Source organism: Nonomuraea recticatena (genome assembly GCF_039533245.1).
GTDB classification, from domain to species: domain Bacteria; phylum Actinomycetota; class Actinomycetes; order Streptosporangiales; family Streptosporangiaceae; genus Nonomuraea; species Nonomuraea roseola.
Window position 1 is genome coordinate 214,989 of sequence record NZ_BAAATE010000008.1, and the last position, 25,347, is coordinate 240,335.

The 25,347-nt window shown below is 70.5% G+C and carries 26 protein-coding genes; 8 read left to right on the forward strand and 18 right to left on the reverse strand.

The window, feature by feature from the left end; translation table 11 throughout:
* Positions 1 to 8 precede the first annotated feature (8 nt).
* From ABFX50_RS18375 to ABFX50_RS18385, 3 genes are read right to left on the reverse strand one after another with little or no spacing between them, the layout of a single operon-like run.
* A complete protein-coding gene (locus ABFX50_RS18375; RefSeq protein ID WP_346147873.1) occupies positions 9 to 680 on the reverse strand; it encodes an ABC transporter permease in 672 nt (223 codons plus the stop codon).
* Complete coding sequence (locus ABFX50_RS18380) at positions 677 to 1,354, reverse strand: ABC transporter permease (protein ID WP_246452252.1); 678 nt, start codon at positions 1,352 to 1,354, stop codon at positions 677 to 679. The genes ABFX50_RS18375 and ABFX50_RS18380 overlap by 4 nt, the downstream gene beginning before the upstream one ends.
* Positions 1,347 to 2,393, reverse strand: coding sequence for an ABC transporter ATP-binding protein (locus ABFX50_RS18385; protein ID WP_346147875.1), 1,047 nt, complete (start codon positions 2,391 to 2,393; stop codon positions 1,347 to 1,349). The genes ABFX50_RS18380 and ABFX50_RS18385 overlap by 8 nt, the downstream gene beginning before the upstream one ends.
* Before the next feature lie 237 nt (positions 2,394 to 2,630).
* Between ABFX50_RS18385 and ABFX50_RS18390 the strand changes: the two genes are divergently transcribed.
* The gene (locus ABFX50_RS18390; RefSeq protein WP_346147877.1) at positions 2,631 to 4,181 is read left to right on the forward strand and encodes an RNA polymerase sigma factor; all 1,551 of its coding nucleotides are present in this window, start codon (positions 2,631 to 2,633) and stop codon (positions 4,179 to 4,181) included.
* Positions 4,182 to 4,277: 96 nt separating this feature from the next.
* On the opposite strand, the gene ABFX50_RS18395 is transcribed toward ABFX50_RS18390, so the two are convergent.
* The 6 genes from ABFX50_RS18395 to ABFX50_RS18420 are packed head-to-tail and all read right to left on the reverse strand — an operon-like array spanning position 4,278 to position 10,351.
* Entirely contained in the window at positions 4,278 to 5,441 is a 1,164-nt protein-coding gene (locus ABFX50_RS18395) for a lipid-transfer protein (protein ID WP_346147878.1), read from the reverse strand.
* Positions 5,438 to 5,869, reverse strand: coding sequence for a MaoC family dehydratase (locus ABFX50_RS18400; RefSeq protein WP_183656077.1), 432 nt, complete (start codon positions 5,867 to 5,869; stop codon positions 5,438 to 5,440). Before ABFX50_RS18400 ends, ABFX50_RS18395 begins: the two co-directional genes overlap by 4 nt.
* A complete protein-coding gene (locus ABFX50_RS18405; protein ID WP_346147881.1) occupies positions 5,869 to 6,777 on the reverse strand; it encodes a bifunctional MaoC family dehydratase N-terminal/OB-fold nucleic acid binding domain-containing protein in 909 nt (302 codons plus the stop codon). Before ABFX50_RS18405 ends, ABFX50_RS18400 begins: the two co-directional genes overlap by 1 nt.
* Positions 6,774 to 7,928: an acyl-CoA dehydrogenase family protein gene (locus ABFX50_RS18410; RefSeq protein ID WP_183656073.1), complete on the reverse strand. Its 1,155-nt coding sequence runs from the start codon at positions 7,926 to 7,928 to the stop codon at positions 6,774 to 6,776. The genes ABFX50_RS18405 and ABFX50_RS18410 overlap by 4 nt, the downstream gene beginning before the upstream one ends.
* The gene (locus tag ABFX50_RS18415; protein ID WP_346147883.1) at positions 7,928 to 8,776 is read right to left on the reverse strand and encodes an acyl-CoA dehydrogenase family protein; all 849 of its coding nucleotides are present in this window, start codon (positions 8,774 to 8,776) and stop codon (positions 7,928 to 7,930) included. Before ABFX50_RS18415 ends, ABFX50_RS18410 begins: the two co-directional genes overlap by 1 nt.
* Positions 8,777 to 10,351 carry an AMP-binding protein gene (locus ABFX50_RS18420; protein ID WP_346147885.1) on the reverse strand — a complete coding sequence of 525 codons (1,575 nt, stop codon included), beginning with the start codon at positions 10,349 to 10,351 and terminating at the stop codon, positions 8,777 to 8,779.
* Between the two features lie 169 nt (positions 10,352 to 10,520).
* Between ABFX50_RS18420 and ABFX50_RS18425 the strand changes: the two genes are divergently transcribed.
* Complete coding sequence (locus ABFX50_RS18425) at positions 10,521 to 11,126, forward strand: TetR family transcriptional regulator (RefSeq protein WP_346147887.1); 606 nt, start codon at positions 10,521 to 10,523, stop codon at positions 11,124 to 11,126.
* Between the two features lie 10 nt (positions 11,127 to 11,136).
* Here ABFX50_RS18425 and ABFX50_RS18430 read toward each other — a convergent pair whose 3' ends face one another.
* The gene (locus tag ABFX50_RS18430; RefSeq protein WP_346147889.1) at positions 11,137 to 12,084 is read right to left on the reverse strand and encodes a GlxA family transcriptional regulator; all 948 of its coding nucleotides are present in this window, start codon (positions 12,082 to 12,084) and stop codon (positions 11,137 to 11,139) included.
* 72 nt (positions 12,085 to 12,156) lie between these two features.
* Between ABFX50_RS18430 and ABFX50_RS18435 the strand changes: the two genes are divergently transcribed.
* The 6 genes from ABFX50_RS18435 to ABFX50_RS18460 all read left to right on the forward strand — a co-directional run bounded on the left by ABFX50_RS18435 (position 12,157) and on the right by ABFX50_RS18460 (position 17,429).
* Positions 12,157 to 13,104 (forward strand): NADP-dependent oxidoreductase, encoded by a 948-nt coding sequence (locus ABFX50_RS18435; RefSeq protein WP_346147891.1) that lies wholly within the window; start codon positions 12,157 to 12,159, stop codon positions 13,102 to 13,104.
* 44 nt (positions 13,105 to 13,148) lie between these two features.
* Positions 13,149 to 14,267 (forward strand): steroid 3-ketoacyl-CoA thiolase, encoded by a 1,119-nt coding sequence (locus tag ABFX50_RS18440; protein ID WP_346147893.1) that lies wholly within the window; start codon positions 13,149 to 13,151, stop codon positions 14,265 to 14,267.
* The gene (locus ABFX50_RS18445; protein WP_346147895.1) at positions 14,264 to 15,268 is read left to right on the forward strand and encodes an MBL fold metallo-hydrolase; all 1,005 of its coding nucleotides are present in this window, start codon (positions 14,264 to 14,266) and stop codon (positions 15,266 to 15,268) included. Before ABFX50_RS18440 ends, ABFX50_RS18445 begins: the two co-directional genes overlap by 4 nt.
* Positions 15,269 to 15,292: 24 nt before the next feature.
* Entirely contained in the window at positions 15,293 to 15,964 is a 672-nt protein-coding gene (locus tag ABFX50_RS18450) for a FadR/GntR family transcriptional regulator (RefSeq protein ID WP_183656057.1), read from the forward strand.
* Between the two features lie 76 nt (positions 15,965 to 16,040).
* Positions 16,041 to 16,481 carry a GNAT family N-acetyltransferase gene (locus tag ABFX50_RS18455; protein ID WP_183656055.1) on the forward strand — a complete coding sequence of 147 codons (441 nt, stop codon included), beginning with the start codon at positions 16,041 to 16,043 and terminating at the stop codon, positions 16,479 to 16,481.
* Between the two features lie 9 nt (positions 16,482 to 16,490).
* Complete coding sequence (locus tag ABFX50_RS18460) at positions 16,491 to 17,429, forward strand: DNA polymerase ligase N-terminal domain-containing protein (protein WP_346147898.1); 939 nt, start codon at positions 16,491 to 16,493, stop codon at positions 17,427 to 17,429.
* Positions 17,430 to 17,492: 63 nt separating this feature from the next.
* Here ABFX50_RS18460 and ABFX50_RS18465 read toward each other — a convergent pair whose 3' ends face one another.
* From ABFX50_RS18465 to ABFX50_RS18500, 8 genes are read right to left on the reverse strand one after another with little or no spacing between them, the layout of a single operon-like run.
* Complete coding sequence (locus ABFX50_RS18465) at positions 17,493 to 18,422, reverse strand: aldo/keto reductase (RefSeq protein ID WP_346147900.1); 930 nt, start codon at positions 18,420 to 18,422, stop codon at positions 17,493 to 17,495.
* Positions 18,419 to 18,724: an L-rhamnose mutarotase gene (locus tag ABFX50_RS18470; RefSeq protein ID WP_346147902.1), complete on the reverse strand. Its 306-nt coding sequence runs from the start codon at positions 18,722 to 18,724 to the stop codon at positions 18,419 to 18,421. The genes ABFX50_RS18465 and ABFX50_RS18470 overlap by 4 nt, the downstream gene beginning before the upstream one ends.
* A gap of 1 nt (position 18,725) precedes the next feature.
* Positions 18,726 to 19,724 carry an ABC transporter permease gene (locus ABFX50_RS18475; protein ID WP_312895826.1) on the reverse strand — a complete coding sequence of 333 codons (999 nt, stop codon included), beginning with the start codon at positions 19,722 to 19,724 and terminating at the stop codon, positions 18,726 to 18,728.
* A complete protein-coding gene (locus ABFX50_RS18480; RefSeq protein ID WP_346147904.1) occupies positions 19,721 to 21,193 on the reverse strand; it encodes a sugar ABC transporter ATP-binding protein in 1,473 nt (490 codons plus the stop codon). The genes ABFX50_RS18475 and ABFX50_RS18480 overlap by 4 nt, the downstream gene beginning before the upstream one ends.
* Positions 21,193 to 22,233, reverse strand: coding sequence for a sugar ABC transporter substrate-binding protein (locus ABFX50_RS18485; protein ID WP_183656045.1), 1,041 nt, complete (start codon positions 22,231 to 22,233; stop codon positions 21,193 to 21,195). Before ABFX50_RS18485 ends, ABFX50_RS18480 begins: the two co-directional genes overlap by 1 nt.
* Positions 22,234 to 22,262: 29 nt before the next feature.
* Entirely contained in the window at positions 22,263 to 23,000 is a 738-nt protein-coding gene (locus tag ABFX50_RS18490; protein WP_346147907.1) for an SDR family NAD(P)-dependent oxidoreductase, read from the reverse strand.
* Positions 22,997 to 24,286, reverse strand: coding sequence for an L-fuconate dehydratase (locus ABFX50_RS18495; RefSeq protein WP_346147909.1), 1,290 nt, complete (start codon positions 24,284 to 24,286; stop codon positions 22,997 to 22,999). Before ABFX50_RS18495 ends, ABFX50_RS18490 begins: the two co-directional genes overlap by 4 nt.
* Complete coding sequence (locus tag ABFX50_RS18500) at positions 24,283 to 25,128, reverse strand: fumarylacetoacetate hydrolase family protein (protein ID WP_346147911.1); 846 nt, start codon at positions 25,126 to 25,128, stop codon at positions 24,283 to 24,285. The genes ABFX50_RS18495 and ABFX50_RS18500 overlap by 4 nt, the downstream gene beginning before the upstream one ends.
* Positions 25,129 to 25,347: the final 219 nt, after the last annotated feature.

Consider the following 25,347-nt stretch of genomic DNA (forward strand, 5'->3'; position numbering starts at 1 on the left):
TGGAGAGATTAGCGGACCCTCAGTCGCTGGCTCACCCCCGGGGAGACCATCACCTTCTGCGCGAGGGTGAACAGACCCTGTACGGCGAGCGCGAAGCCCACGATCAGCACCGAGCCGCCGACCACGCTCTCGTAGTCCTGTGTCGCCAAACCGTCGATGATGTAACGTCCGAGCCCGCCGAGCCCGACGTAGGCGGCCACCGCCGCGGTCGCCACGACCTGCACCGCCGCCAGCCTGAGGCCGAGCATGACGAGCGGCAGCGCGACCGGCACGAGCACCTTGAACAGCACCTGCGGGCCGCGCAGTCCCATGCCGTAGGCCGCGTCGCGCAGCTCGGGATCGACCCCCCTGATGCCCTCGAAGGTGTTGACCAGGATCGGCGGCACGGCCAGCGCCACCAGGGGGATCAGCACGGGCCAGATCGAGGCGGTGCCGAGCAGCAGCACGATGAGCACCAGCAGGCCGAGAGTCGGCAGCGCCCTGGCCAGGTTGGCGCTGACCACCACGATCACCGAGCCCTTGCCCGTGTGCCCGATGAGCAGGCCGAGCGGGATCCCGATGAGCGCGGCCAGCACCAGCGCGGCGGCCGAGAAGCCGAGGTGTTCGAGGAGCCTGATGGGGATGGCGCCGGGGCCCGACCAGTTGTCCGGGTTCCCGAAGAAGTCGATCAACCAGTTCACGACGCCCTCCTCGCTCGCATCCAGGGCGTGAGCAGGCGCTGGGCGGCGAGCACGATCCCGTCGCCGACCAGCGCCAGCAGCACGATGAGCACGATGCCCGCGATGGCGGGGGTGTAGAAGTCGCGCTGGAAGGCGTCGGTGAACAGGTTGCCGAGGCCGCCCTGCCCGATGAGCGCGCCGACGCTGACCAGGCTGATGCTGGATACGGTGACGACGCGCAGCCCTGCCAGCACGACGGGAACCGCGATCGGCAGCTCCACCTGGACCAGGCGGCGCAGCGGCGTGAAGCCCATGGCCACCGCCGACTGCCTCACGTGGTCGGGCACCGAGCCCATGCCGTCGACGACGGCGGGCACCAGCACCGCGAGGGCGTAGAAGGTCAGCGGGATGATCACGGTCATCCTGGTGAGGCCGGTCTGGGGGATCAGCAGCATGAACAGCGGCAGCGACGGCAGCGCGTAGATCACGTTCATGACCGCGGAGGTCGGCTGGTAGAGGAAGCGCCACCGCACGCAGGCCAGCCCCAGCGGCAGCGAGACGAGCAGGCCGAGCACGACCGGGACGAGCGACATCACGACGTGCGCCTCGAGCAGGTTGACGATGCTGTTGGGCGAGTCGGAGTTCCAGTTGCTCTCGACCCAGCTCCATCTGAACAGCGGCTGCTCGTCATCCATCGGCGGCCTCCGAGAGAGCCTCGTCGAGGGCCTTCCTGGTGGCGACGCCGACGACCCTGCCCGACTCGTCGAGCGCCACGGCCTGCCCCGAGGAGGACAGCAGGGCCGCGTCGAGCGCCGCGCGCAGGGAGTCCTTGCCGTGGACGTAGGTGCCGAAGGGCTCGTCGCGATCGAGCCACCCGACCGGCTTGCCGTCCTCGGACACGACCATCAGCCACGCGTCGTCCGAGGGGCCGGCGGCGGAGGACGAGGTGACGGTCAGGTCCGTGCGGAGCTTCAGGTACGAGCTGGAGACGAACGACAGCCGCCTGATGCCGCGGTCCCTGCCAAGGAACTCCCGCACGAAGTCGTCGGCGGGCTCCGACAGCAGCGTCTTGGGGGCGGCGAACTGGGCCAGCTTGCCCCCGACCCGCAGCACCGCGACCTTGTCGCCGAGCTTGATCGCCTCGTCGATGTCGTGGGTGACGAAGACGATCGTCTTGTTCAGCTCGGCCTGCAGCCTGAGCAGCTCCTCCTGCAGCGAGGTGCGCACGATCGGGTCGACGGCGCTGAACGGCTCGTCCATCAGCAGGACGGGCGGGTCGGCGGCCAGCGCGCGGGCCACGCCGACGCGCTGCTGCTGCCCGCCCGAGAGCTGGAAGGGGTAGCGCTGGGCCATCTTGGGGTCGAGCCCGACCCGCTCCAGCAGCTCCATGGCGCGGTCGCGGGCCTTCTTCTTCTCCCAGCCCAGCAGGTACGGCACGGTCGCCACGTTGTCGACGATCTTGCGATGGGGGAAGAGACCCGCCTGCTGGATGACGTACCCGATGCCCCTGCGCAGCGTCGGCGGGTCGATCTGCCTGACGTCGGAGCCGTCGAGCAGGATCTGGCCCTCCGTGGCGTCGATCATCCTGTTGATCATCCTGAGCGTGGTGGTCTTGCCGCATCCCGACGGCCCCACCAGCACGGTGATCTGTCCCGTCTCCGCTTCGAGAGACAGGTTGTCCACGGCCACGAAGCCATCCGGATAGCGCTTCGTGACGGAGTCGAATGTGATCATGCGCGACCTCTCGCTCGAGCGGCGGGGCCGCGGCCCGCCCCATGATCTCTGCGAGACAGACTACGGCGACCGATCCCCGTCTGTCCCGTTGGCCCCCAGGTGAAACGGTTCACGGGGCTACCAAATGAGCATCCAGTGGTGCATTCCAAGACCACAACCGGCATGATTGCCTGCAACACTCCGACGCCGCCCCCTCATCCCCCGCGTCCGATCTTTCTGACAGAGGAATCCGGCCCCGTGACCCTTCCGCTCACCGATCAGCGCTCTCGCGAGGATCTGATCGCCGAGCTCTACGACCGTCACGCCGCCGGGCTGTTCGCCTACTGCGCGGACCAGCTCGGCGACACGGGCTCCGCCTCCGACGCGCTGGACGCCGTGCTGTCCAGCGCGCTCTCCGTGGAGCCGCCGCGTGCCGCGCTGTACGCGCTCGCGCGGCGGGAGATCTTCCGCCGCGACATCGTCTACGCGCCTCCCGTCATCGACCCTCTGGTCGACCCCGCCACCGCCCTGGTCGAGCGCGTCCTGCGCGAGCTGCGCCCGCACCAGCGCGAGGTGCTCGTGCTGTCCGTCGTCATCGGGCTCACCGACGCCGAGCTGGCCTGGGTGCTCGACGTGGCCAACGACACCGCCGTCGAGCTGATCCAGAACGCCGCGCTCCGTTTCCGCCAGTCGCTGCTGTCGGCGCTGGGCACCGCGGGGCCGCGGCTGTCCCAGCCGGTGGCCGAGGTGTACGGCGCGCTGGGCGTCGCGCCGCTGCGCGATGTGCTCGGCCGTCTGCCGTGGCGCCCTCCGCCGGCCGCGATCAGGATCCGCCTGCTCGGCCCGCGTCCCGCCGCCCCCGCTCCGGCCGCGCGCACGACCTCGCTGTTCGTGAGGCCGCTGTGGCCGACCGCGCCGTCCTGGCCGCAACCGCTGGGCGTCACCGACCCCGCGACCAGCACGGGCATCTTCCCGACCGAGCTGCTGACCCCTCCCGACCCTTCGCGCGTCTCACCGCACGAGGCGGCGACCGCGCCGATGCCGAAGCTGCGAGAGGGCCGCTCCCCCCGCCATCCCCTCATGCGCGACAGACCCCTGCCGCGCTCGTCGGCCGCGCGCGGGCCCGTGCTCTCGGCTCCGACGCCCGGCGACGTGCTCGACGCTCCCTCGGCGTGGGACGCCTTCAGCAAGCCCGCCGTCCAGGAGCGGCCCGCCGATCCGCCCGCCGGTGACATCCTCGACGACCACTGGACCGCGGCGCCCCCTGACCACACCCCCGACACGGCCGCCGACTCCACGGACGTGCCGATGCGAGCACGTGACCGGAGGGCGCTGGCCGACCTGCTCGTGCACAAGGGCGAGCCCCGCCCCGAGCCCTCCCTGTTCGCGCCGCGCCGTCCCCCCAGGGAGCCGGTCTACGTGCTGCCTCCCGACCCGGCCGGGACGCCGGTGCAGGAGGAGCCGAAGGCCGAGGAGCAGGTGCGGGAGGCCAGGGCGTCCACGGAGGCGACCTCGGCGCCGCTCGCCCCTGAGCCGGCGCGGCCCGGCCCGCCCGAGCAGCCGAAGAGACCCGCCCCGCAGAAGAGCACGTCCCCGAAGAGCGCGCCCCTGAAGAGCGCTCCGCAGAAGAGCCCTGCTCAGAAGCGCCCGGCCAAGAAGGCGGCCACGGGCAAGGCCGCCAAGGGGAAGGCCGCGGCGAAGAGGAAGGGCAAGCGGCGCAACCGTCACCACGACTGGGCGTGGGAGGTGGCAGGCTTCCTCATCTGCGTGGCGATCGCGATGCTGGTCTTCTTCTGGGTTCCGAGGTAGGCGAAGGCTTCCGGGTTCCGAGGTAGGAAGAAGACTTCCTGGTGCCGGGGCAGGGAGAAGGAGGCAGGCCTGCGGCCCGCTAGCCGCAGGGCCTCCTCAGCCCCGCGTCAGGACCAGGCCGCTGGTCGGCACCCCTGTCCCCGCGGTGACCAGGACGTTCTCGACACCGCCCACCTGGTTGACCGAGGTGCCCCTGATCTGCCGGACGGCCTCGGCGATGCCGTTCATCCCGTGGATGTAGGCCTCGCCGAGCTGGCCGCCGTGCGGGTTGACCGGCAGCCTGCCGCCGAGCTCGATGCCGCCGTCCTTGACGTAGTCCTTCGCCTCCCCCCTGCCGCAGAAGCCGAGCTCCTCCAGCTGGTTGAGGACGAAGGGCGTGAAGTGGTCGTACAGGATGGCGGTCTGGATGTCGGAGGGCGACAGTCCCGACATCTCCCACAGCCTCGTCCCGACCACTGACATCTCGGGCAGGCCCGCCATGTCGTCGCGGTAGTAGCTGGTCATCATCATCTGTCCCGCGCCCGAGCCCTGGGCCGCCGCGGCGATCACCGCGGGGGACCTGCGCAGGTCACGCGCGCGCTCGGCCGTGGTGACCACCAGCGCCACCCCGCCGTCGCTCTCCTGGCAGCAGTCGAGCAGGTGCAGCGGCTCCGCGATCCAGCGTGACGCCTGGTGCTCCTCCAGCGTGATCGGCCTGCCGTGGAACCACGCGGCGGGGTTGGTGGCGGCGTGCCTGCGCATCGCCACCGCGACCCTGCCGAAGTCCTCGGAGGTGGCCCCCGAGACGTGCATGTACCTGCGGGCGAACATCGCCACCCAGGCCGCGGGGGTCATCAGCCCGTACGGCACGTGCCAGCTCATCTCGAGCCCCTGGGAGGAAGGCTCGCCGCCCACCCTCGCGTCGGGCTGGCCGAACCTGCGTCCCGAGCGCTCGTTGAAGGCCCGGTAGCAGACCACGGTCCGCGCGGCCCCTGTGGCGACCGCCATGGCCGCGTGCATCACCGTGCCGCAGGCGGCGCCCCCGCCGTAGTGGACGCGGGAGAAGAAGGTGAGGTCGCCGATGCCCACCTCGCGGGCGACGGCGATCTCCTGGTTGGTGTCCTGGGTGTAGGTGACCATGCCGTCCACGTCGGAGGGGGTCAGGCCCGCGTCGTCGAGGGCGGCGAGCACCGCCTCCGCGGCCAGCCGCAGCTCCGAGCGTCCCGACTCCTTGCTGAACTCCGTGGCGCCGATCCCGGCGATCGCGGCCTCGGACCTCATGGCGCCGCCGTGCCGTCGCCGGGGGCGGGCAGGCGGAAGGCCACGGTGGCGGTGGCGTGGTCGCCGAGGCTGACCTTGCCGCGCACCTCCACGGTGTACTCCCCCTCCTCGCAGTCCACGACCGCGCCGGTGAAGGTCAGCCGGTCGCCCGCGTAGGCGGGGACCCCGAGCTTGACGTTGATCCGCTTGATCACGGCCTCGGGCCCGATCCAGTCGGTGACGTACCGCTCGACCAGCCCCATCGTGGTGAGGATGTTGAGGAAGATGTCCTTGGAGCCCTGGGCTCTGGCGCCCTCGACGTCGTGGTGGACGGGGGTGAAGTCCATGGTCGCCAGCGCCGTGGAGACGATCAGCGTAGGAGTGAGATCAATCGAGAGCTCGGGGAGAACCGAACCGATCTCGACCTGTCCTTCGGTCAGCGTACGCATCACAGCTCCCGCGGTGCCCACAGGGGAAGGGTCAGTTCGTCGTCCATCGAGCTGTACGTCACGCGCAACTCCATACCGATACCCACGTCCTCGACGGGACAGTCCACGATGTTGCCCACAATCCGCACCCCTTCCGGCAGTTCCACCACAGCCACCACAAAAGGCGTCTCTCTCCCCGGAACGGGCGGGTGGTGGTGCACCACGAAGCTGTAGAGCGTGCCGAGTCCGCTGGCGACCACGTGGTCGCGGTTGGCCGATCGGCAGGTAGGGCAGAGCGGGCCCGGCGGGTGCCGTAGCTCGCCGCAGTCGCCACAGCGCTGGATACGCAGCTCGCCCTGTTTCACACCCTCCCAGAAGAAGGCAGTGTCCTGATTGACCGCCGGTTTCAGCGGATACGGCTTCTTCCGCTCCTTGGGCCGGAATTTCAGGACTCTGAAGAGCATCTCGGCGACCGGGTCGTCCTCCGAGTACCAGGTGACGGTCCAGGTGGCGAAGTAGCCCTCACCGAGGGCTGTGCTCTTCGGGCCCTTCAGGTCGGAGAAGCGGGTGGCGGCGGTGACCCGCTCCCCCACGTGCAGCGGCCGATGGTAGGTGTGGTCGCAGTTGGTGGCGACGACGCCGGTGAAGCCCGCCTCGTTGAGCGCGGTCATGACCTCGTCCACGGGGGACGGCTGGCGGGGCCCGAGCCCCTGCATCGTCCACACCTGCGCCATCGCGGGCGGCGCGACGCCGTTGGCCAGGTAGGCGGGGTTGGCGTCGCCCATCGCGGCGAGCCAGTGCCTGATCATGGGCTCGTTCACGGGGTCGGCGGCGGGAGCCCCTCGCACCTCGCCGAGGGCGGCCTGCTTGGCGGCGAGCTCCATGAGCTCCTCGTGCGCGCCCGTCTCGCCGCGATCGTGGGTGCTCATCGCGGCGGCCTCGGCAGCGAGAGGCCCAGCATGGCGATGAGCTCGCGCTGCACCTCGTTGACCCCGCCGCCGAAGGTGAGCACGACCGCGCCCTTCACGCCGTGGTCCACGCGCTCCATCAGCTCGGCTGTCTCTGGATCGGCGGGGTCGCCGTACCTGGCCAGGACGTCGCAGACGAGCCTGCCGATCTCCTGCATCCGCTCGGAGCCGTAGACCTTGGTGGCGGAGGCGTCGGGCGCGCCCAGCCAGCCGAGGTCCATGCTGGCCGCGACCTGCCAGTTCAGCAGCTCGTTCGTGCGGTAGTAGGTGTAGACCCTGGCCAGCGCCCTGCGCACGTCGGGCTCGGCGAGCAGCCCCTTGCCGCGCGCCCACGACAGGAACCGGTCGTAGGTCTGGGCGAGGTTGCCCGCGGGGCCGAGCGTGACGCGTTCGTGGTTGAGCTGGTTGACGATGAGGTCCCAGCCCTTGTCCACCTCGCCGACCACCATGTCCTCGGGGACCCTGACGTCCTGGTAGTAGGTGGCGTTGGTGTGGTGGCGGCCGTCCATGGTGACGATCGGCGTCCACGAGAAGCCGGGGTCGGCGCAGTCCACGATCATCATCGTGATGCCCTTGTGCTTCTTGGCCTCGGGGTTGGTGCGGGCGGCCAGCCAGATGTACTGGGAGTAGTGCGCGCCGCTGGTGAAGATCTTCTGGCCGTTGACGATGTAGTGGTCGCCGTCCTTGACCGCCGTCGTGCGCAGCGAGGCCAGGTCGGTGCCGGCCTCGGGCTCGCTGTAGCCGATGGCGAAGTGGCACTCGCCCGCCAGGATGCGGGGCAGGAAGAAGTCCTTCTGCTTGCGCGTGCCGTACTGCATCAGCGTGGGGCCGACGGTCTGCAGCGTGATGATCGGGTACGGCACGCCCGCGCGCGCGATCTCGTTGGCGAAGATCTGCTGCTCCAGCGGGCCGTAGCCGCCTCCGCCGTACTCCTTGGGCCAGCCGAGCCCCAGCTTGCCGTCACGGCCGAGCCTGCGGCAGTGCTCCATGTAGGCGTCGCCGAAGGGATCCTCGGCGATCTTCCTGCGGTCCTCGGGGGTGAGGCAGGCGCGGAAGTACTCGCGCAGCTCGTCGCGGAGCGCGCGCTGTTCGGGGGTCAGGTCGATCAGCATCAGACGTGCGCTCCGATCAGGTCGAGCTGGGCGTCGGCGCCGCCGAGGAGATGGGTCAGGTGCTTGGCCTGGGCGAAGTAGCGGTGCAGGGGATAGGTCACGTCGAGGCCGAGCCCGCCGTGCAGGTGCTGGCAGGTGAACAGCGCCTTGAACGCCTCGCACACGTGGAACCCTGCGATGGCCACGTCGTCGCGGTCCATGCCCCACGCGGCCGACCACATCGCGACGTCGAGGGCGCGCGAGGCGATGTAGACGTCGGCGATCTGCATGGTGACGGCCTGGAACTCGGCCAGCGGGCGGCCGAACTGCCTGCGGGTCCTGATGTAGTCGGTGGTCAGTCTGAGCGCTCCGGCCAGAACGCCGCTGGCCTGGGCGGCGATGGCGACGGTGACGATCAGCCGCGGGTCGTCGCCGGGCCCCGCGAGGCGCTCGCCACCCCTGTCGCGGACCGTCCCCGAGGGCTCGCCCGTGGAGGTGAACTCGGGGGTCACCTCGAAGTCGTCGGTCAGGAACACGCCCTCGTCCGTGGCGTAGAGGACGTGCGTGGCCTGTTGCGCGTAGGGGGCGCTCATGCCCTTGACCGCGACGGTGGGCAGGCCGTCGACCTGCCTGCCGTACCGGGCGAGGGCGAGGGAGGCGGCGAGGACCGGCAGCGCGGGCACGGCGGCGGCGACGGCGCCCACCTCGCGCAGCACCACGGCCATCTCCACCGCGCCGAGCCCCTCCTCCGGCGTGCAGATGCCCGCCAGGCCCGCCTGCTCCATGGCCGGCCACTCGGGGTTCTTCGCCAGCAGGTCGGCGGTGAGGGTACGCAGGTCCTGTTGGGTCTCGTCCAGGGTGAAATCCACTCAGCTCTCCAGTAGGTGCGTGCGGCCGTGCCGGGCGAACTCTTCCTCGATCACGTCGATGTCCTCGCCTGTCAGCCTGGTGAACGCCGAGCCGGGGCGGAACCAGACGGGGTCGGAGGTGCGCCAGGCCTGTCCGGCCAGGACGCGTTTGACTACCTTGTGGGAGGCGGTCTGCGGCAGCTCCCCGCAGATCCGGATGTATCGGGGTACGGCCTTGGCGCCGAGCGTCTCGGTGAACGCGGCGAAGGCCCCGGGGTCGAACGGGCGGTCCATGACGAGCGCCGCCATCACCTGGTCGCCCGCCGCCGCGTCGGGCACCGGGTAGACCGCCGCCTCGACCACCCCTGGGAACTCCCTCAACGCCGACTCGATCGGCGCGACCGCCAGGTTCTCGCCGTCCACGCGCAGGCGCTCGGTGCCCCTGCCCGCGAAGAACACGAACCCCTGCGGGTCGGCGTAGGCCAGGTCGCCCGACCAGTAGGCGCCCTGCCTGACCCGCTCGGCGTCGGCCGCGGGGTCGTTGTAGTAGCCCTCGAACAGGCCGACGCCCCTGACGTTGACCAGCTCGCCGATCGCCTCGTCGGGGTTGGACGGCCTGCCGTCGACGACGATCGCGGGCGCGCAGCGCTCGCCCGTCGCCGGGTTCCTGATCTCGATCCCCTCGGGGAGCCTGCCGAGGGCGCCGCTGGGCCCCGACGGGTCGGGCGTGATCGACAGGGCCGTCTCCGTGGAGCCGAACGCGTCGATCACGTGGCAGCCGAACCGCTCACCGAAGCGTCTGATGGCGGTCGCGCTGCCCTCGTTCCCGAAAGCGATCCTCAGCGGGTTGTCGGCGTCGTCGGCACGCGCGGGCGTGGCCAGGACGTAGGACAGCGCCTTGCCGACATAGTGCAGGTAGGTGCAGCCGTGGCGGCGCACGTCGGGCAGCAGGCCCGAGGCCGAGAACCGCCTGCGCAGGACGAGCGTCGCGCCCGAGGCCGCCGCGGGCGCGAGGGCGGCCATGATCGCGCCCGAGTGGAAGAGCGGCATGGAGCAGTAGACGACGTCGTCGCGGGTGAGCATCGCGGCGAGGCTGACGCCGGGAACCGCGATCTTCCGCTGCGTGATCCGCACCGCCCTCGGCCTCCCCGAGGTGCCCGAGGTGAAGATCAGCATCACCAGCTCGTCCGGCGCTCCGTGGGGACCGAGGCCGTCACCGGCGGACGGCCCGCCGAGGTCGGTCAGGCGGAGCGAGGGAAGGGGCAGCGCCTGGGCGAGGTGCTCGTAGGGCTCGTCCCACAGGAGGAGGTCCACGTCGGTGGCGGCGGCGTCGTTCTCCAGTTCCTCGGCCGATCTGGTCGGGTTGAGCGCGACCACCACGGGACCGCCGAGCGCCGCGGCCCCGATGAGGAAGACCAGGTCGGGGATGTTGTCGCTGAGGACGCCCACGTGCCTGACCCCCGACAGGCGCCTGGCATGGGAACGGCAGCGGGCGACGACCGCGCGCCACGTCCACGAGGAGTCCTCGAAGAGCAGCCCCTGACGGTCGTCGTCGGCTCGTCGTTCGAGCAGGGCGGCGAGCGTGTCCTCGGTCATCCGGCCTCCCACCAAGCGCTCGGTCAACCGTTCCGCAAACTAGAACAGATTCTAGTATCTGTCCAGTGGCAGCCCACGAGACGGCTGGACCAGCGCCGGGTTCATCAGGGCCGGTCTGTGACTCACGAGTAACAAGCGGGGCCGAGGAGACTTCGGATAACGTGTTCTCATGCGCCCTCCGCATGCGACGATCCCCGCGCATGACAACCAGCCCGACGCCGGCGCCCGCACCAGGAGCCAGCGCCAGCGCCGCAAGCGCATCGTCCAGGCCGCCGCCGCGCTCGCCTCGCGAGGCGGGGTCGAGGCGATGCAGATGCGCACGGTCGCCGAGCGGGCGGGCGTCGCCCTCGGCACGCTCTACCGCTACTTCCCCTCCAAGATGGACCTGGTCGTCGCGGTGGTCGGCGAGGAGATCGACCTGCTGGAGAGCAGCATCGAGCGGCGCCCTCCGAGCGCCACGACCGCCCCTGGGCGGGCGGTCGACGTCCTCATGCGGGCCACCAGGGGGCTGATGCGCGAGCCCGAGCTCGCCGACGCCCTCATCAGGTCACTGATCCTCGCCGAGGTCGAGACCCCGTTCGGCGACAGGATGGCCGAGCTGCTGCTGCGGGTGGCAGGCGGCCCCGACGCCCCTGAGGAGCACCTGGTGCTGACCGGGCTGCTGTCGAGCGTGTGGGTGCAGGAACTGCTGGAGATGCTGCGGGGGCGGCGCACCCACGAGCAGATCCAGCGGCGCATCGAGATCGCCGCGGCCCGCCTGCTGTCCGACTTCTGACGACAGGGGCTCACGCCCTGACCGCGAAGGTGCGGCGGTAGGCGTGCGGCGAGACGCCGAGCACCGCGTGCAGGTGCTGGCGGAGGGAGGCGGCGGTGCCGAAGCCCGCGCGCTCGGCCACCTGGTCCACCGGCAGGTCGCTCGACTCCAGCAGGTGCCTGGCCAGCTCCACCCGCTGCCCGATGAGCCACTGGCCTGGACTCATGCCGACCTCCTCCCTGAAGCGCCTGGTGAAGGTGCGCCTGCTCATCCGCGCGTGAGCGGCCAGGTCGTCCAGCAGGAGCGGCTCGTGCAGCCGGGCCAGCGCCCACTGCCTGGTGTCCGCCGTGCCGGACGAGGCGGGCTCGGGCACCGGACGCTCGATGTACTGGGCCTGGCCACCGTCGCGCCACGGCGGCACCACGCACCGCCTGGCCACCTGGTTGGCGACCTGGCTGCCGTGGTCGCGCCTGATGAGGTGCAGGATCAGGTCGACGCCCGCAGCGGCGCCCGCCGAGGTGAGCACGTCGCCGTCGTCCACGAACAGCACCTCCGGAGCGACCCTGACCTCGGGGAAGTGCCGCTGGAACTCCTCGGCGTGCGCCCAGTGGGTGGTGGCGGGACGGCCGTCTAGCAAGCCCGTGGCGGCCAGGACGGAGGCGGCCAGGCAGATCGAGACCATGCGGGTGCCCCGGCGAATCGTCGAGAGCGCCTCGATCAGCGCGGGCGGCAGGTCGGCCGGCCCCCTGACCCCGCCGAACCACTCGGCGGCGGGCAGGATCACGGTGTCGGCCGTGGCCAGGACGCCCGCGTCGTGCTCTACCGCGATCGAGAAGTCGGCGTCCGTCCGCACGGGCCCGCCGTCGAGCGAGCAGGTGATCACCTCGTAGCGCCCTCTCGCCGTGCCGAAGATGCGCGAGGCGAGGCTGAGCTCGAACGGGATGACGCCGTCGAGCGCCAGGACGACCACACGGTGCATGGCCCAATCCTTACACATCTTGGCCAATGGGCCACTTGGCCCCGCACCCTGGCAGGCGACAGGGTGGAAGGCATGAGAGCAATCAGTCAAGACGTTCTGGGCGGACCCGAGGTCCTCAAGGAGATCGAGCTGCCGCGCCCCGAGCCGGGGCCGACCGAGGTGCTGGTGCGCGTGCACGCGGCGGGGCTCAATCCGACCGACTGGAAGCACCGCGCCCACGGCGGCCTGCTCGGCAAGCCTCCGTTCGTGCTGGGCTGGGACGTCTCCGGCGTCGTCGAGGAGGTCGGCTCCGGCGTCAGCCTCTACGAGCCGGGCGACGAGGTCTTCGGGATGCTGCGCTATCCGTTCGGGCACGGCGCCTTCGCCGAGTACGTCACCGCGCCGTCCAGGACCTTCGTCCCCAAACCCGCCGGCGTCGACTACATCCAGGCGGGCGCGCTGCCGCTGGCCGCGCTGACGGCGTGGCAGGCGCTGGTCGACACCGCGGGCGTGCGGTCGGGCCAGCGGGTGCTCGTGCACGCCGCCGCGGGCGGCGTCGGCCACCTCGCCGTCCAGATCGCCAAGGCGCGCGGCGCCCATGTCATCGGTACGGCCAGCGCCGCCAAGCACGACTTCCTGCGCTCGCTGGGCGCCGACGAGCTGATCGACTACCGGACCGAGGACTTCGCCGCGCTGAAGGACGTCGACGTGGTGCTCGACACGATCGGCGGCGACTACGGCCCCCGCTCGCTGGAGACGCTTCGGCCGGGCGGCTCTCTCGTCTCGATCGTCCTGTCGCGCGTGGACGAGGAGCTCGCCGCCAAGGCGCTCGGCCTGCGGGTGCGGGCGCGCAGCATGCTGGTCGAGCCCGACCACGCTGCCATGAAGGCCATCGCCGCGCTGGTCACGGCGGGCAGGTTGAGAGCGGAGGTCGCGGCGGTGCTGCCTCTGGAGGAAGCGGCCAAGGCGCATGAGCTCGGCGAGACGAACAGGACGACCGGCAAGATCGTCCTGGAAGTCGGGCCTTCCACGGCAAAGTAGAACGCGTTACTGTTTGCCTCCAGAGCATCATTCTGGAGGCTGCTGTGACCACACCGGTGATCGTCGAGGCCGTCAGGACCCCGATCGGCAAGCGTGGCGGCTGGCTGTCGGGGCTGAAGCCCCAGCAGGTGCTCGCCACGGCGCTGAACGGGCTGATCTCCCGGTCGGGGATCGACCCCCACCTGGTGGAGCAGGTGTTCGCCGGATGCGTGACACAGGCGGGCGAGCAGGGCGGCCACGTCGGACGGCACGCATGGCTGTACGCGGGCCTGCCGTACCGGACGGGGGTCACCACGATCGACGCGCAGTGCGGGTCGTCGCAGCAGGCCGTGCACCTGGTGGCGGCGATGATCCAGGCGGGGGTGATCGAGGTGGGCGTCGCCTGCGGGGTCGAGGTGATGAGCAGGGCGCCCCTCGGCAGCAACGTGTTACCGGCCAAGCCCCGGCCCGACGACTGGTCGATCGACCTGCCCGACCAGTTCACCGCCGCGGAGCGGATCGCCGGGCGGCGCGGGCTGACCAGGCAGCGGCTCGACTGGTTCGGCGCCAGGTCGCAGCGGCTGGCCGCCAAGGCGTGGGCCGACGGCAGGTTCGCCAGGGAGATCGTGCCCGTAGGCGAGGTCTCCAGGGACCAGGGCCTGCGCGAGACCACGGAGGAGAGCCTGTCGGCACTCAGACCGGTGCTCGGCGAGAACGGGTTGCACACCGCGGGAACCTCGTCGCAGATCTCCGACGGCGCGGCCGCGGTGCTGCTGATGAGCGAGTCGGCCGCCAGGCGGCACGGCCTGCGGCCGAGGGCCCGCATCCTCGCGCAGACGCTGGTGGGCTCGGAGCCCTACTACCACCTGGACGGCCCCGTGGACGCCACGGCCGCGGTCCTGCGGCGGGCGGGCATGACGATGGGCGATCTCGACAGGTTCGAGGTGAACGAGGCCTTCGCCGCGGTCGTGCTGTCGTGGGCCTCGGCGCACGAGCCCGACATGGACAGGGTGAACGTCAACGGGGGTGCGATCGCGCTCGGGCACCCCGTCGGGGCCACGGGAGCCCGCCTCGTCACGACGGCGCTGCACGAACTGGAGCGGGCGGACCTGTCGACCGCGCTGGTGACGATGTGCGCGGGCGGCGCCCTGGCCACCGCCACCATCCTGGAGCGCACGCTGTGACCTCGCGCGTGCCGTACGCCGGTCAGCGCCCGCGTGATCTGGGCGGCGGGGTGCGCAGCGTGCCCGTCCCGATCCCCGGCAGTCCGCTCGGCTACACGCTGGTCTACGCCATCGACTCGCCAGGGGGACCGCTGCTCGTGGACGCCGGGTGGAACCATCCCGACGCCTGGCAGGCGCTGAGCGCGGGCCTGTCCGAGCTGGGCACGGACGTCTCCGCCGTTAGAGGCGTGGTCGTCACCCACTTCCACCCCGACCACGCGGGCCTGGCGGGGCGGGTGCGCGAGGAGTCCGGCGCGTGGATCGCGATGCACGAGGAGGACGCGCGGCTGGTCAAGCTCATGCGCGGCTTCGGCGAGCGGGCGCACCGCGACTTCCAGTCCGAGATGCTGCGCCGCGCGGGCGCCCCCGCCCTGACCCTGGAGGACGGCGCGCGGCCTGAGCCGCCCGCCCAGCCCGACCTGGAGCTGCGCGACGGCGATCTGATCGACCTTCCGGGGCGCACGCTGCGCGCGATCCACACGCCCGGCCACACCCCTGGCCACGTGTGCCTGTTCCTCGAGGACGCCGCCCGACTGTTCACCGGCGACCACGTGCTCCCCGACATCACACCCCATATCGGGATTTATCCGTACGACAGGGATGACATTGACCCGCTCGACGACTTCCTCACCTCCCTGGACAAGGTCGCCGCCCTGGGCCGCACCGAGGCGCTGCCCGCCCACGAACGGATCTTCGACGACACCGCCGCCCGCGCCGCCGAGATCCGCGCCCACCACGAGGACAAGCTCGTCCGGCTGGCCGCCGTGCTCGCCGAGCCCCTCACCATCTGGGAGGCCGCGGCCCTGATGAGGTGGAACCGGTCATGGGAGGACCTCTCCCCCATGCTCAGGGGCATGGCGGCGGGCGAGGCCGCGGCCCATCTGCGCGCCCTGGAGGCTCGTGGCCTGATCCGGCGGCTTCCTGAGGTCGATCCCGTGCGCTTCGTGGCCGTAGACTCCTAGACATCCGATGTCTAGGGGGATTACGTGGCGGTCACGGACGCGGCCATCGACAAGATCAAGCAGATGATCCTCTCGGGCGAGCTCTCCCCGGGCGACAGGCTGCCCAAGGAGGCCGACCTGGCCGAACGCCTCGGCCTTTCGCGTAACTCGCTGCGCGAGGCCGTGCGGGCGCTGGCCCTCATCAACGTCCTCGACGTACGGCAGGGCGACGGCACCTACGTCACCAGCCTCGAGCCCAGGCTCCTGCTCGACACGATGTCCTTCGTGCTCGACCTGCACCGCGACGACACCGTGATCCAGTTCTTCGAGGTGCGCCGCATACTCGAACCCGCCGCCACGGCGATGGCCGCGACCGCGATGAGCGACGACGACGTCGCCGAGCTGAAGGCGGTCCTCGACTCCCTGCCCTCCGAGCCGACGATCGAGGAGCTGGTGGCCAACGACCTCACCTTCCACCAGCGCATCGCCCAGGGAGCGGGCAACGCCGTCCTGTGCTCGTTCATCGAGAGCCTGTCGGGCCCGACGACCCGTGCGCGCATCTGGCGCGGGCTGACACAGGAGGGCGCGATGGAGAAGACCCAGGAGCAGCACACGGCGATCTACGAGGCGATCGCCTCGCGGCAGCCCGAGGTGGCCCGCTCGTGGGCCATCGTCCACGTGGCGGGCGTCGAGGCCTGGCTGAGGAAGGCCCTCTGAGCGCTCGTCGGGCGAGAACCAGCGGACCGGCAGATATCGGACTCCGCGCCTGTCCCCGTTGTGGCAGGTTGATGTCGTGCTGATCCGTGACCTCGACCCCGACCAGGCGCTGCTTGACCTGCAGCGCGCCGCCTACGCCGTGGAGGCGGAGCTCATCGGCGACGACCGCATCCCGCCCCTGCACGAGTCGCTCGACGAGTTGCTCGCCGAACCCCTGCGCTGGAGGGGCGTCTTCGACGACGACGGCACGTGCGTGGGCGCCGTGGCCTGGGCGGAGACGCCTGAGGAGATCGACATCGACCGCCTGGTCGTGCACCCCCGAGCCCATCGCAGGGGAATCGGCAGGGCGCTGGTGGCCGAGCTGCTCGGCAGGGCGGCGGGCAGGCACGTGATCGTCTCCACCGGCCGCGACAACGGCCCCGCGAGGACGCTCTACGAGAAGCTTGGCTTCACCAAGGTCGAGGACGTCGAGGTGATCCCAGGACTGTGGACAACAAGGTACGAGATTAACGGGTAGGACCCGGGTGTGGCCGACAAGCTGGAGAGCTACCGAGGCAAGAGAGACCCTTCCAGGACCCCTGAGCCGGTCCCCGACCTGCCGCCCGAGCCCAGGGGCGACGACACGTTCGTGATCCAGGAGCACCACGCCAGGTCGCTGCACTGGGACCTGCGCCTCGAGCGCGACGGCGTGCTCGCCTCGTGGGCCATCCCCAAGGGGCTGCCCGAGGATCCCGCGATCAACCACCTGGCGGTGCACACCGAGGACCACCCGATGGAGTACGCGACGTTCGAGGGCGAGATCCCGCGCGGCGAGTACGGCGGCGGCGCGATGACGATCTGGGACCGCGGCACCTACGAGACGGAGAAGTGGTCCGACCGCGAGGTGAAGGTGGTCCTGCACGGCGAGCGGGCGCAGGGCAGGTTCGTGCTCTTCCAGACGCGCGGCAAGAACTGGATGATCCACCGCATGGATCCCCGCCTCAGGGACCCGCTGCCCGAGCTCGCCCCGATGACGCCCGTCACCAGGACCAGGCTCCCCAAGAACGCCGACGGCTACTCCTTCGAGTTCGCGTGGGGCGGACGCAGGACGCTGGTGCCGATCGAGGGAGGCCGCACCACCCTGCCGCTGCTCAGACCGCTGGCCGAGCGGTTCGGCAGCAGGACCGCGGTGCTCGACGGCGAGATCGTCACCATGGCGGGCGCCGAGATCTTCATCGCCTACGACCTGCTCTACGACGAGGGCAGATCGCTGGTCGCCGAGCCGTACCTGCGCAGGAGGGCGGCGCTGGAGGCGCTGGAGATCGCCGGCCCCCGCTGGCAGACCGCGCCCGCGTGGCCGGGTCAGCCCCAGCCGGTACGGCAGGCCGCCCGCGACCAGGGCCTGCCAGGAGTGGTGGGCAAGCTGATCGAATCCCCCTACGAGGAGGGCGAGTCGAGGTCCTGGGTCTTCGTGCCCTCGTCCTGACCTGCGCCCGGCAGCGCGGCGCAAGGCCGGAGGGTCACCCCTCCTCCCGAGCCGCGTGCCCGTTCACCCTGGTAGCCCGACCAGGCCCTCCGACGTCAGCTCCGTCCACACCTCCTCGGGCACCGGCCGCGCCGCGAGAGCGGCGTTGCGCCTCACCTCGCCGGCGTTGCGGGACCCCAGCACGATCGACGACACGGCGGGGTGCCGAAGGGGGAACGCGATCGCCGCCTGGGGCAGGCTCACGCCGTACCGCGCGCACACCGCGGCGATCTTCCTCGCCCGGTCCACCAGGCTCGCGGAGGCGGGGGCGTAGTCGAAGGTGCCGCCTGGCTCGTCGGTCGCCAGCATGCCGCTGTTGAAGACCCCCGCCGCGATCACCCGCACCCCTCGGGCGGCGCACTCCTCCAGCAGGGGCAGGCCCGACTGGTCGAGCAGCGTGTAGCGCCCCGCCAGCATGACGACGTCGATGTCGGTCTCCCTGACGAACCTCAGCGGCAGCCGCCACTGGTTCATCCCGAGCCCGATCGCCCGCACCACTCCCTCCTCGCGCAGGGCGGCCAGCGCCGGGTAGGCCTCTGCGAGGGCCTGCTCGGCGTGGTCGTCGGGGTCGTGGACGAGGGCGAGGTCGACCGAGGGCAGGCCGAGCCGTACGAGCGAGTCGTCGAGGGAGCGGCGCACTCCCGAGGCGGAGAAGTCCCACTTCCTGTGCAGGTCGGTGGTGACGGCGAACCCCTCGGTGTCGGGCGCGGGCTCACCCCGCTCCAGCACCCTGCCGACCTTGGTCGACAACACGTAGCCCGACCGTCCGGCCAGGGCCGAGCCGAGGCGGCGCTCGGACAGGCCCAGGCCGTAGTGGGGAGCGGTGTCGAACAGGCGCACCCCGGCCTGCCACGCGGCCTCGACGGCGTCGAAAGCCTCCTGATCGCTCACGGGGCTGAACAGGTTGCCGATGGGCGCGCCGCCGAAGCCGAGGGCGGGCAGTGCGAGGCTCATGCCATCTCCCAGACCAGGGCGAGCCCGCCGGAGTCCTTGTCGAAGTCGCCGTCGAGCAGGCGGTTCATCCGGGCCTGCCACGCCTTGTCGGCGGGGTGGTCCTTCATCGCCGCCTGCAGGGCCGCGTAGTCGTCGACCTCCACGAAGTGGAACAGGTCGAGACCGTCCCTCCAGATCCGCCAGGAGTGGACGCCGTTCTCGCGCATGGCCTGCTCGAGCTCGGCGGGAACGGTGGCGTGCTCCCTGTCGTAGATCTCCTCGCAGCCCGCCTTGAGCCTGGTGCGGAGCGCCAGCCGCTGCATCTCAGTCCTGCGCCTTCCCGCCGGCCACCCGGCTGATCATGAGAGCCACCAGGATGATCACGCCGTAGACGAGCTGCTTCCACTCACCCGGCACGCCCTTCAGCGTGAGGATGTTCTCCACCAGGCCGATCACCAGCACGCCGGTGAGGGCGCCGAAGATCGTGCCCTTGCCGCCGTCCATGCTGACGCCGCCGATGACCGCCGCGGCGAACACCATGAAGATCCACCCCACGCCCTGGTTGGCGCTGATGCCGCCCAGGCGTCCGGTCTCCAGGATGCCCGCGAGCGCGGCGAGGGCGCCGCCGATGATGAACACCGTCCACACCACGCGCTCGACGCGGATGCCCGCCGCCCGGGCGGCGTCGGCGTTGCCGCCGATGGCGTACAGCGAGCGCCCCACGCGGAAGTAGCCGAGCGTCACGATGCCGACCGCGAACAGCACGCCCGCGATCCAGATCGCGGCCGGCAGGCCGAGCCAGGTGGCGCTGCCCAGGTAGAGCAGGGACTCGGGCAGCTCGAACAGGCTCTTGCCGCCGGTCAGGCCCAGGTGCAGGCCGTGCACGACGATCAGCATGGCCAGCGTCACGACGAACGCCGACAGCTGGAACTTCAGGATCAGGAAGCCGTTGAACGCCCCGATCGCCGCGCCGATGAGCAGGCAGATCGGGATCGCCAGCAGGCCCATGCCGCCCGAGGCGGCGGGGATCAGCAGCACCGTGATCGCCGGCGCCATGCCGACCGTCGACTCCAGCGACAGGTCGAACTTGCCGGCGATCAGGATCAGCGCCTCGGCCAGCACGACCAGCGCGAGCGCCGACTGCTGCTGCAGCACGTTGGTCAGGTTGCCGGGGGTGAGGAACACCGGATCGACGAACGCGCCCACGACCAGCAGCAGGACGATCACCGGCACCAGCGTCAGGTCCCTGAACCTGGTCAGCCTCAGCCTGGGTCCCGCCGCGCTCACCGCGGTGGGCGCGGACGGGGTGGTCGATGTGGTCACTGTTCGATACCTTCCATCACGGCCACGAGCTCGTGGTCACTCCAGCCACGCGGCACGTCCTTCACGACCCTGCCGTGGAACATCACCAGCACCCTGTCGCAGACGCGCAGGTCGTCCAGTTCGTCGGAGACCAGGACGGCTCCCGCTCCCCTCTCGACGGCGTCCTCGACGGCGCCGAGCAGCGACTGCTTGGCCTTGACGTCCACCCCGGCGGTCGGGTTGATCACCACCAGCGCCTTGGGGTCGTCGGCCAGCGCTCTGGCCAGCACGACCTTCTGCGCGTTGCCCCCCGACAGGTCGCCGACGGGCTGGTCGGGCCCCTCGGTCTTGATGTCGAGGTCCTTGATCATCTCTACGGCCCGCGCGCGCCTGCTCGCGGGGGACACGAAGCCGAACCTGCCGAGCTTGTGCGCGATCGGGATCGTGGCGTTCTCCGCGATCGACAGCAACGGGACGAAGCCCTCGTGGTGACGGTCCTGCGGCACGAAGCCGAGCCCCGCCTTCAGCGCGGACGGCACGTCCTTGATCGGGGTGCCGTTCACGCTCACCACGCCCTTGTCGGGCCTGCGCAGGCCCACCAGCGTCTCGGCCAGCCCGACCTTGCCGCTGCTGCCCGAGCCCGCCAGGCCGACGATCTCGCCGGAGCGCACGGTGAGGTCGACCGCCTCGTAGCGGCCGGTCAGCGACAGGCCCTTCGCGGCGAGCACGACGCCGGTGCCTGCCGTACGCGATCGGTAGGTGTAGGTGGCGGTGGCCTCGCCTGTCATGGCGGAGACCAGCTCGTCGTGCGGCAGGTCGTCGATCTCGGCGGTCCTGATGTGCCTGGCGTCGCGGAAGACCGACACGCTCTGGCAGATCTCGTAGACCTCGTCGAGGTGGTGCGAGATGAACATCATCGTGACGCCCTGCTCGCGCAGCGCGCGCATCCGCTCGAAGAGCCGCTCGATGGCGGGGCCGTCGAGCTGGGCGGTGGGCTCGTCCAGGATGATGAACGTCGCGCCGAAGGAGAGGGCGCGGGCGATCTCGACGAGCTGGCGCTGCTCGACGCCGAGGTCGCCGGCGAGCACGTCGGCGTCGATGTCGACCTGGTAGGTCTCGAGCACCTCGCGGGCGCGGGCGCGCAACGCCTTCCACTTGATCGGGCCGCCGGCGGTCTGCCTGTTGAGGAAGAGGTTCTCCGCGACGGACAGCTCGGGGATGATCGTCGACTTCTGGTAGACGCAGGCGACCCGCCGGCGCCAGGCGTCCCTGTCGGCGAGAGGGGGCGCCGCCTCTCCCGAGAACAGCACCTCGCCCTCGTCGGGACGCTGGAGCCCGGTCAGGATCGACACGAGCGTGGACTTGCCCGCGCCGTTCCTGCCGACGAGGGCGTGGGTGTCGCCCTCTTTGATGGAGATGCCGGCTCCGTTGAGCGCCACGGTCGGGCCGAAGCGCTTGACGATGTTCCGGGCTTCAACGTGATTTTTCATTACTTGACCTGGTTACCCCAGAGATTCGGGTCGTCCACGTTCTCCTTGGTCACCAGCGGGGCGGGAAGCTGGTCCTCGAGACCGTTCGGCAGCTGGATGATCGTGGAGTCGTGGTCGGTCGGGCCCGGCTTGAAGGTCTTGCCCTCCGCGGCGGCCTTGGCGTAGTAGAGCGCGTACTTGGCGTACAGGTCGGCCGGCTGGGAGACCGTGGCGTCGATCTCGCCCTTGCGGATCGCCTCGAACTCCTGCGGGATGCCGTCGTTGGACACCACGAAGACGTGCTTGGCGTCCTCGGGGGCGACGAGCATGTTCTTGGCCTTCAGCACCTGCAGCGTGGGGGCCAGGTGGACCCCGCCCGCGTGCATGTAGATGCCCTTGACGTCGGGGTTCTGCTCCAGACGGGTCTGCAGCATCGAGGCGGCCTTGCCGCCGTCCCACTCGGTCGGCTCCTCGAAGACGGTGATCCCGGGGAACTTGGTCTTCATGCACTCGCGGAAGGCCTCGGCCCTGTCACGGCCGTTGACCGACGACAGCGCGCCCATCAGCTCGACGACCTTGCCCTTGCCGCCCAGCTTCTCGCCGAGGAACTCGCAGGCCTTGGTGCCGTAGGCGCGGTTGTCGGCGCGCACGACCATGTAGACCTTGCCCTTGTCGGGCCTGGTGTCCACGGTCACGACCGGGATCTTCTTGTTCTCCAGCTGCTGGAGCGTGGAGGCGATCGCGCCGGTGTCCTGCGGGGCCATGACCATGACCTTGGCGCCCTGGCTGACCAGCGCCTGCGTGTTGGCCACCAGCTTGGCGACGTCGTTCTGCGAGTTGGTCGAGTTCATCAGGTCGACCTTGAGCTCGGTCGCCATCTGCGGGATGTACTTGATGTAGGAGTTCCAGAAGTCGGAGTCGGCCCGCGGGTGGTCGATACCGATCTTTCCGCCGGTCGCGCCGCTCGCGGCGGCGCTCGGGCTGCTGCCGCTCTCTGTGGAGCCGCACGCGGTGATGAGAGCCAGAAGGGCCGCGCTCGCGACCACGGGGCCGAACTTCATGATTTCGCCTCTTTATGGGGGGTGGATTCCTAGTTGCTCGGACGCAGGCGCAGACCCTGCATGCCGCCGTCGACGGCGAGTGACGTGCCGGTGGTGGCGCCGGCCTCGGGCCCCGCCAGATAGCTGATGGCCGCCGCCACCTCCTGCGCCGAGACCAGGCGGCCCATCGGCTGGCGGGCGTTGAGCGCCGCCCGCTCGGCCTCGGGGTCGTCGGCCGCGTCGAGGAGCCTGCCGACCCATGGGGTGTCGGCGGTGCCGGGGTTGACGCAGTTGACCCTGATGCCCTCGCGGACGTGGTCGGCCGCCATCGCCAGTGTCAGCGACAGGACCGCGCCCTTGGTGGCGCTGTACAGGGCCCTGTTGGGCAGTCCCGCGGTGGCCGCGATGGAGCAGGTGTTCACGATCGAGGCGTGCTCCGACTGCCTGAGGTACGGCAGCGCCGCCCTCGACACCCTCACCAGGCCGAGGACGTTGACGTCGTAGACCCGGCGCCACTCCTCGTCGGGGTTGGCCTCGATCGTGCCCTGGGCGCCGATGCCGGCGTTGTTCACCAGGACGTCGAGCCCGCCGATGCGGTCGACGGCCTCGGCGACGGCCGCACGGACCTGGTCGTCGTCCGTGACGTCGGCCTTGACGCCGACGAACGGCTCGCCGGGCGGGTTGACGTCCAGGCAGGCGACCTGCCAGCCGCGCGCGGCGAACGCCTCCGCGGTGGCCAGCCCGATGCCGGACCCGCCGCCGGTGACCAGAGCTCTGATGACGGTCATGAGTTCCTCCAGACCTCTCCGTCGGGGAAGGAATGGGCGGCGATCGACTCGGGACGCATCTCCGCGCTGAAGCCCGGCCTGCTCGGGGCGACGTAGCGGCCCTGCTCGATCACCACGGGGTCGACGAAGTGCTCGTGGAGATGGTCCACGTACTCGATGACCCTGCCCTCCATCGTTCCCGCGACCGCGACGAAGTCGAACATGGACAGGTGCTGGACCAGCTCGCAGAGGCCGACGCCGCCCGCGTGCGGGCAGACGGGCACGCCGAACCTGGCGGCCAGCAGCAGGATCGCGATGTTCTCGTTGACGCCGCCGACCCTGGCGGAGTCGAGCTGCAGGTACGACAGCGAGCCCGCCTGGAGCATCTGCTTGAAGATCATGCGGTTCTGCACGTGCTCGCCGGTGGCCACCTTGATCGGGGCGATGGCCCTGGCGATCGTGGCGTGCCCGAGCACGTCGTCGGGGCTGGTCGGCTCCTCCACCCAGTGGGGGCCGAACTCCGACAGCGCGTGGATCCAGCGGATGGCGGCGCCGACGTCCCAGCGCTGGTTGGCGTCGATCGCGATGGGGAAGTCGGGGCCGCAGACCTCTCGGGCGACCTTGAAGCGGCGGACGTCGTCCGCGAGGTCGGCGCCGACCTTCAGCTTGATCTGGGTGAAGCCGTCGTCGAGCGCCTCCTTGCACAGGCGGCGCAGCTTGTCGTCGTCGTAGCCGAGCCAGCCAGGCGAGGTGGTGTAGGCGGGGTAGCCGCTCTCCTTCAGCCTGGCGATGCGCTCGGCCTTGCCGACGGCGCCCCTGCGCAGGATGGCCAGCGCCTCGTCACGCGTCAGCGCGTCGCTCAGGTAGCTGAAGTCGACCAGCTCGACGATCTCCTCGGGGGACATCTCGCCCAGCAGCAGCCACAGCGGCTTGCCCTCGCGCTTGGCCTTGAGATCCCAGAGGGCGTTGACCACGGCGGAGACCGCCATGTGCATGACGCCCTTCTCGGGGCCGAGCCAGCGCAGCTGGGAGTCCCAGACCATCTCCTTGTACAGCGCGCCGAGGTCCTCGGCGTCCCTGCCGATCACGTACGGCTCCAGCGCCTTGATCGCGGCGGTCTGCACGTCGTTGCCGCGCCCGATCGTGAAGGCGAAGCCGTGCCCCTCGAAGCCGTCGTCGGTCCTGAGCACGACGTAGGCGGCGGAGTAGTCGGGGTCGGGGTTCATCGCGTCGGAGCCGTCGAGCTCCAGCGAGGTGGGGAAGCGGATGTCGTGGGTCTCCACCGCCACGATGCGGTAGTCACTCATGCCTGACCCACCGTCTGCCGCTGGCGCCCGAGGCCGTCGATTTCCAGCTCGATCACGTCGCCGCTCTTCAGGTACGGCTGTCCCGGCAGGCCCAGCGCCACGCCCGCGGGCGTGCCCGTGTTGATGACGTCACCGGGCTCCAGGACCATGAACCTGCTGAGGTAGCGGACGACCTCTGCCACGTCGAAGATCATGTTCTTGCTGTTGCCGTCCTGGCGGAGCTCCCCGTTGACCCACAGCCGCATGCCGAGGTCCTGCGGATCGCCGACCTCGTCGGCGGTGACCAGCCAGGGGCCCAGCGGGTTGAAGGTCTCGCACGACTTGCCCTTGTCCCACTGGCCGCCGCGCTCGAGCTGGAACTCCCGCTCAGAGACGTCGTTGGAGATCGCGTAGCCGGCGATCTTCGTCAGCGCCTCCTCCCTCGACTCCAGGTAGCGGCAGGTCTCGCCGATGACCACGGCGAGCTCGACCTCCCAGTCGGTCTTTACGCTGTCACGCGGGATCAGGACCTCGTCGTCGGGCCCGATCACCGTGTTGGGCGCCTTCATGAAGACGACGGGCTCGGTGGGCGGGGTCGCGCCCGTCTCCGCCGCGTGGTCGCTGTAGTTGAGGCCAATGCACACGATCTTGCCGGGCCTGGCGATCGGCGGGCCGACCCGCAGGCCCTCGGCGTCGATCACGGGCAGGTCGCCGCGCTCCAGCGCGTCGCGGACGCGCGCCACTCCCCCTGAAGCGAGGAAAGCCCCGTCGATCTCGGGCTCTCCGATGTCGTACAGGTTTCCTGCGGCGTCCATCACCGCCGGGCGTTCCTGACCGACATGTCCTACTCGCAGCAGCTTCACACCGCATCCCTCGGCTATACATCGGATGTCTCGCTTCCTGATGCTCGTGCGCCGTCGAGTCGCTGTCAAGTAGTCCTCTGCAGATACATCCGATCCGTGACCTGGCCAGATGGTGTTCTTTGTCGTATGTGAACGATCACCCAGGCCAAACATCGGAGCTGAACCCTTGTTACCACCGCGTTTCAGGTGCTACCTAGTTGGCGGACACCCCCGATTCAC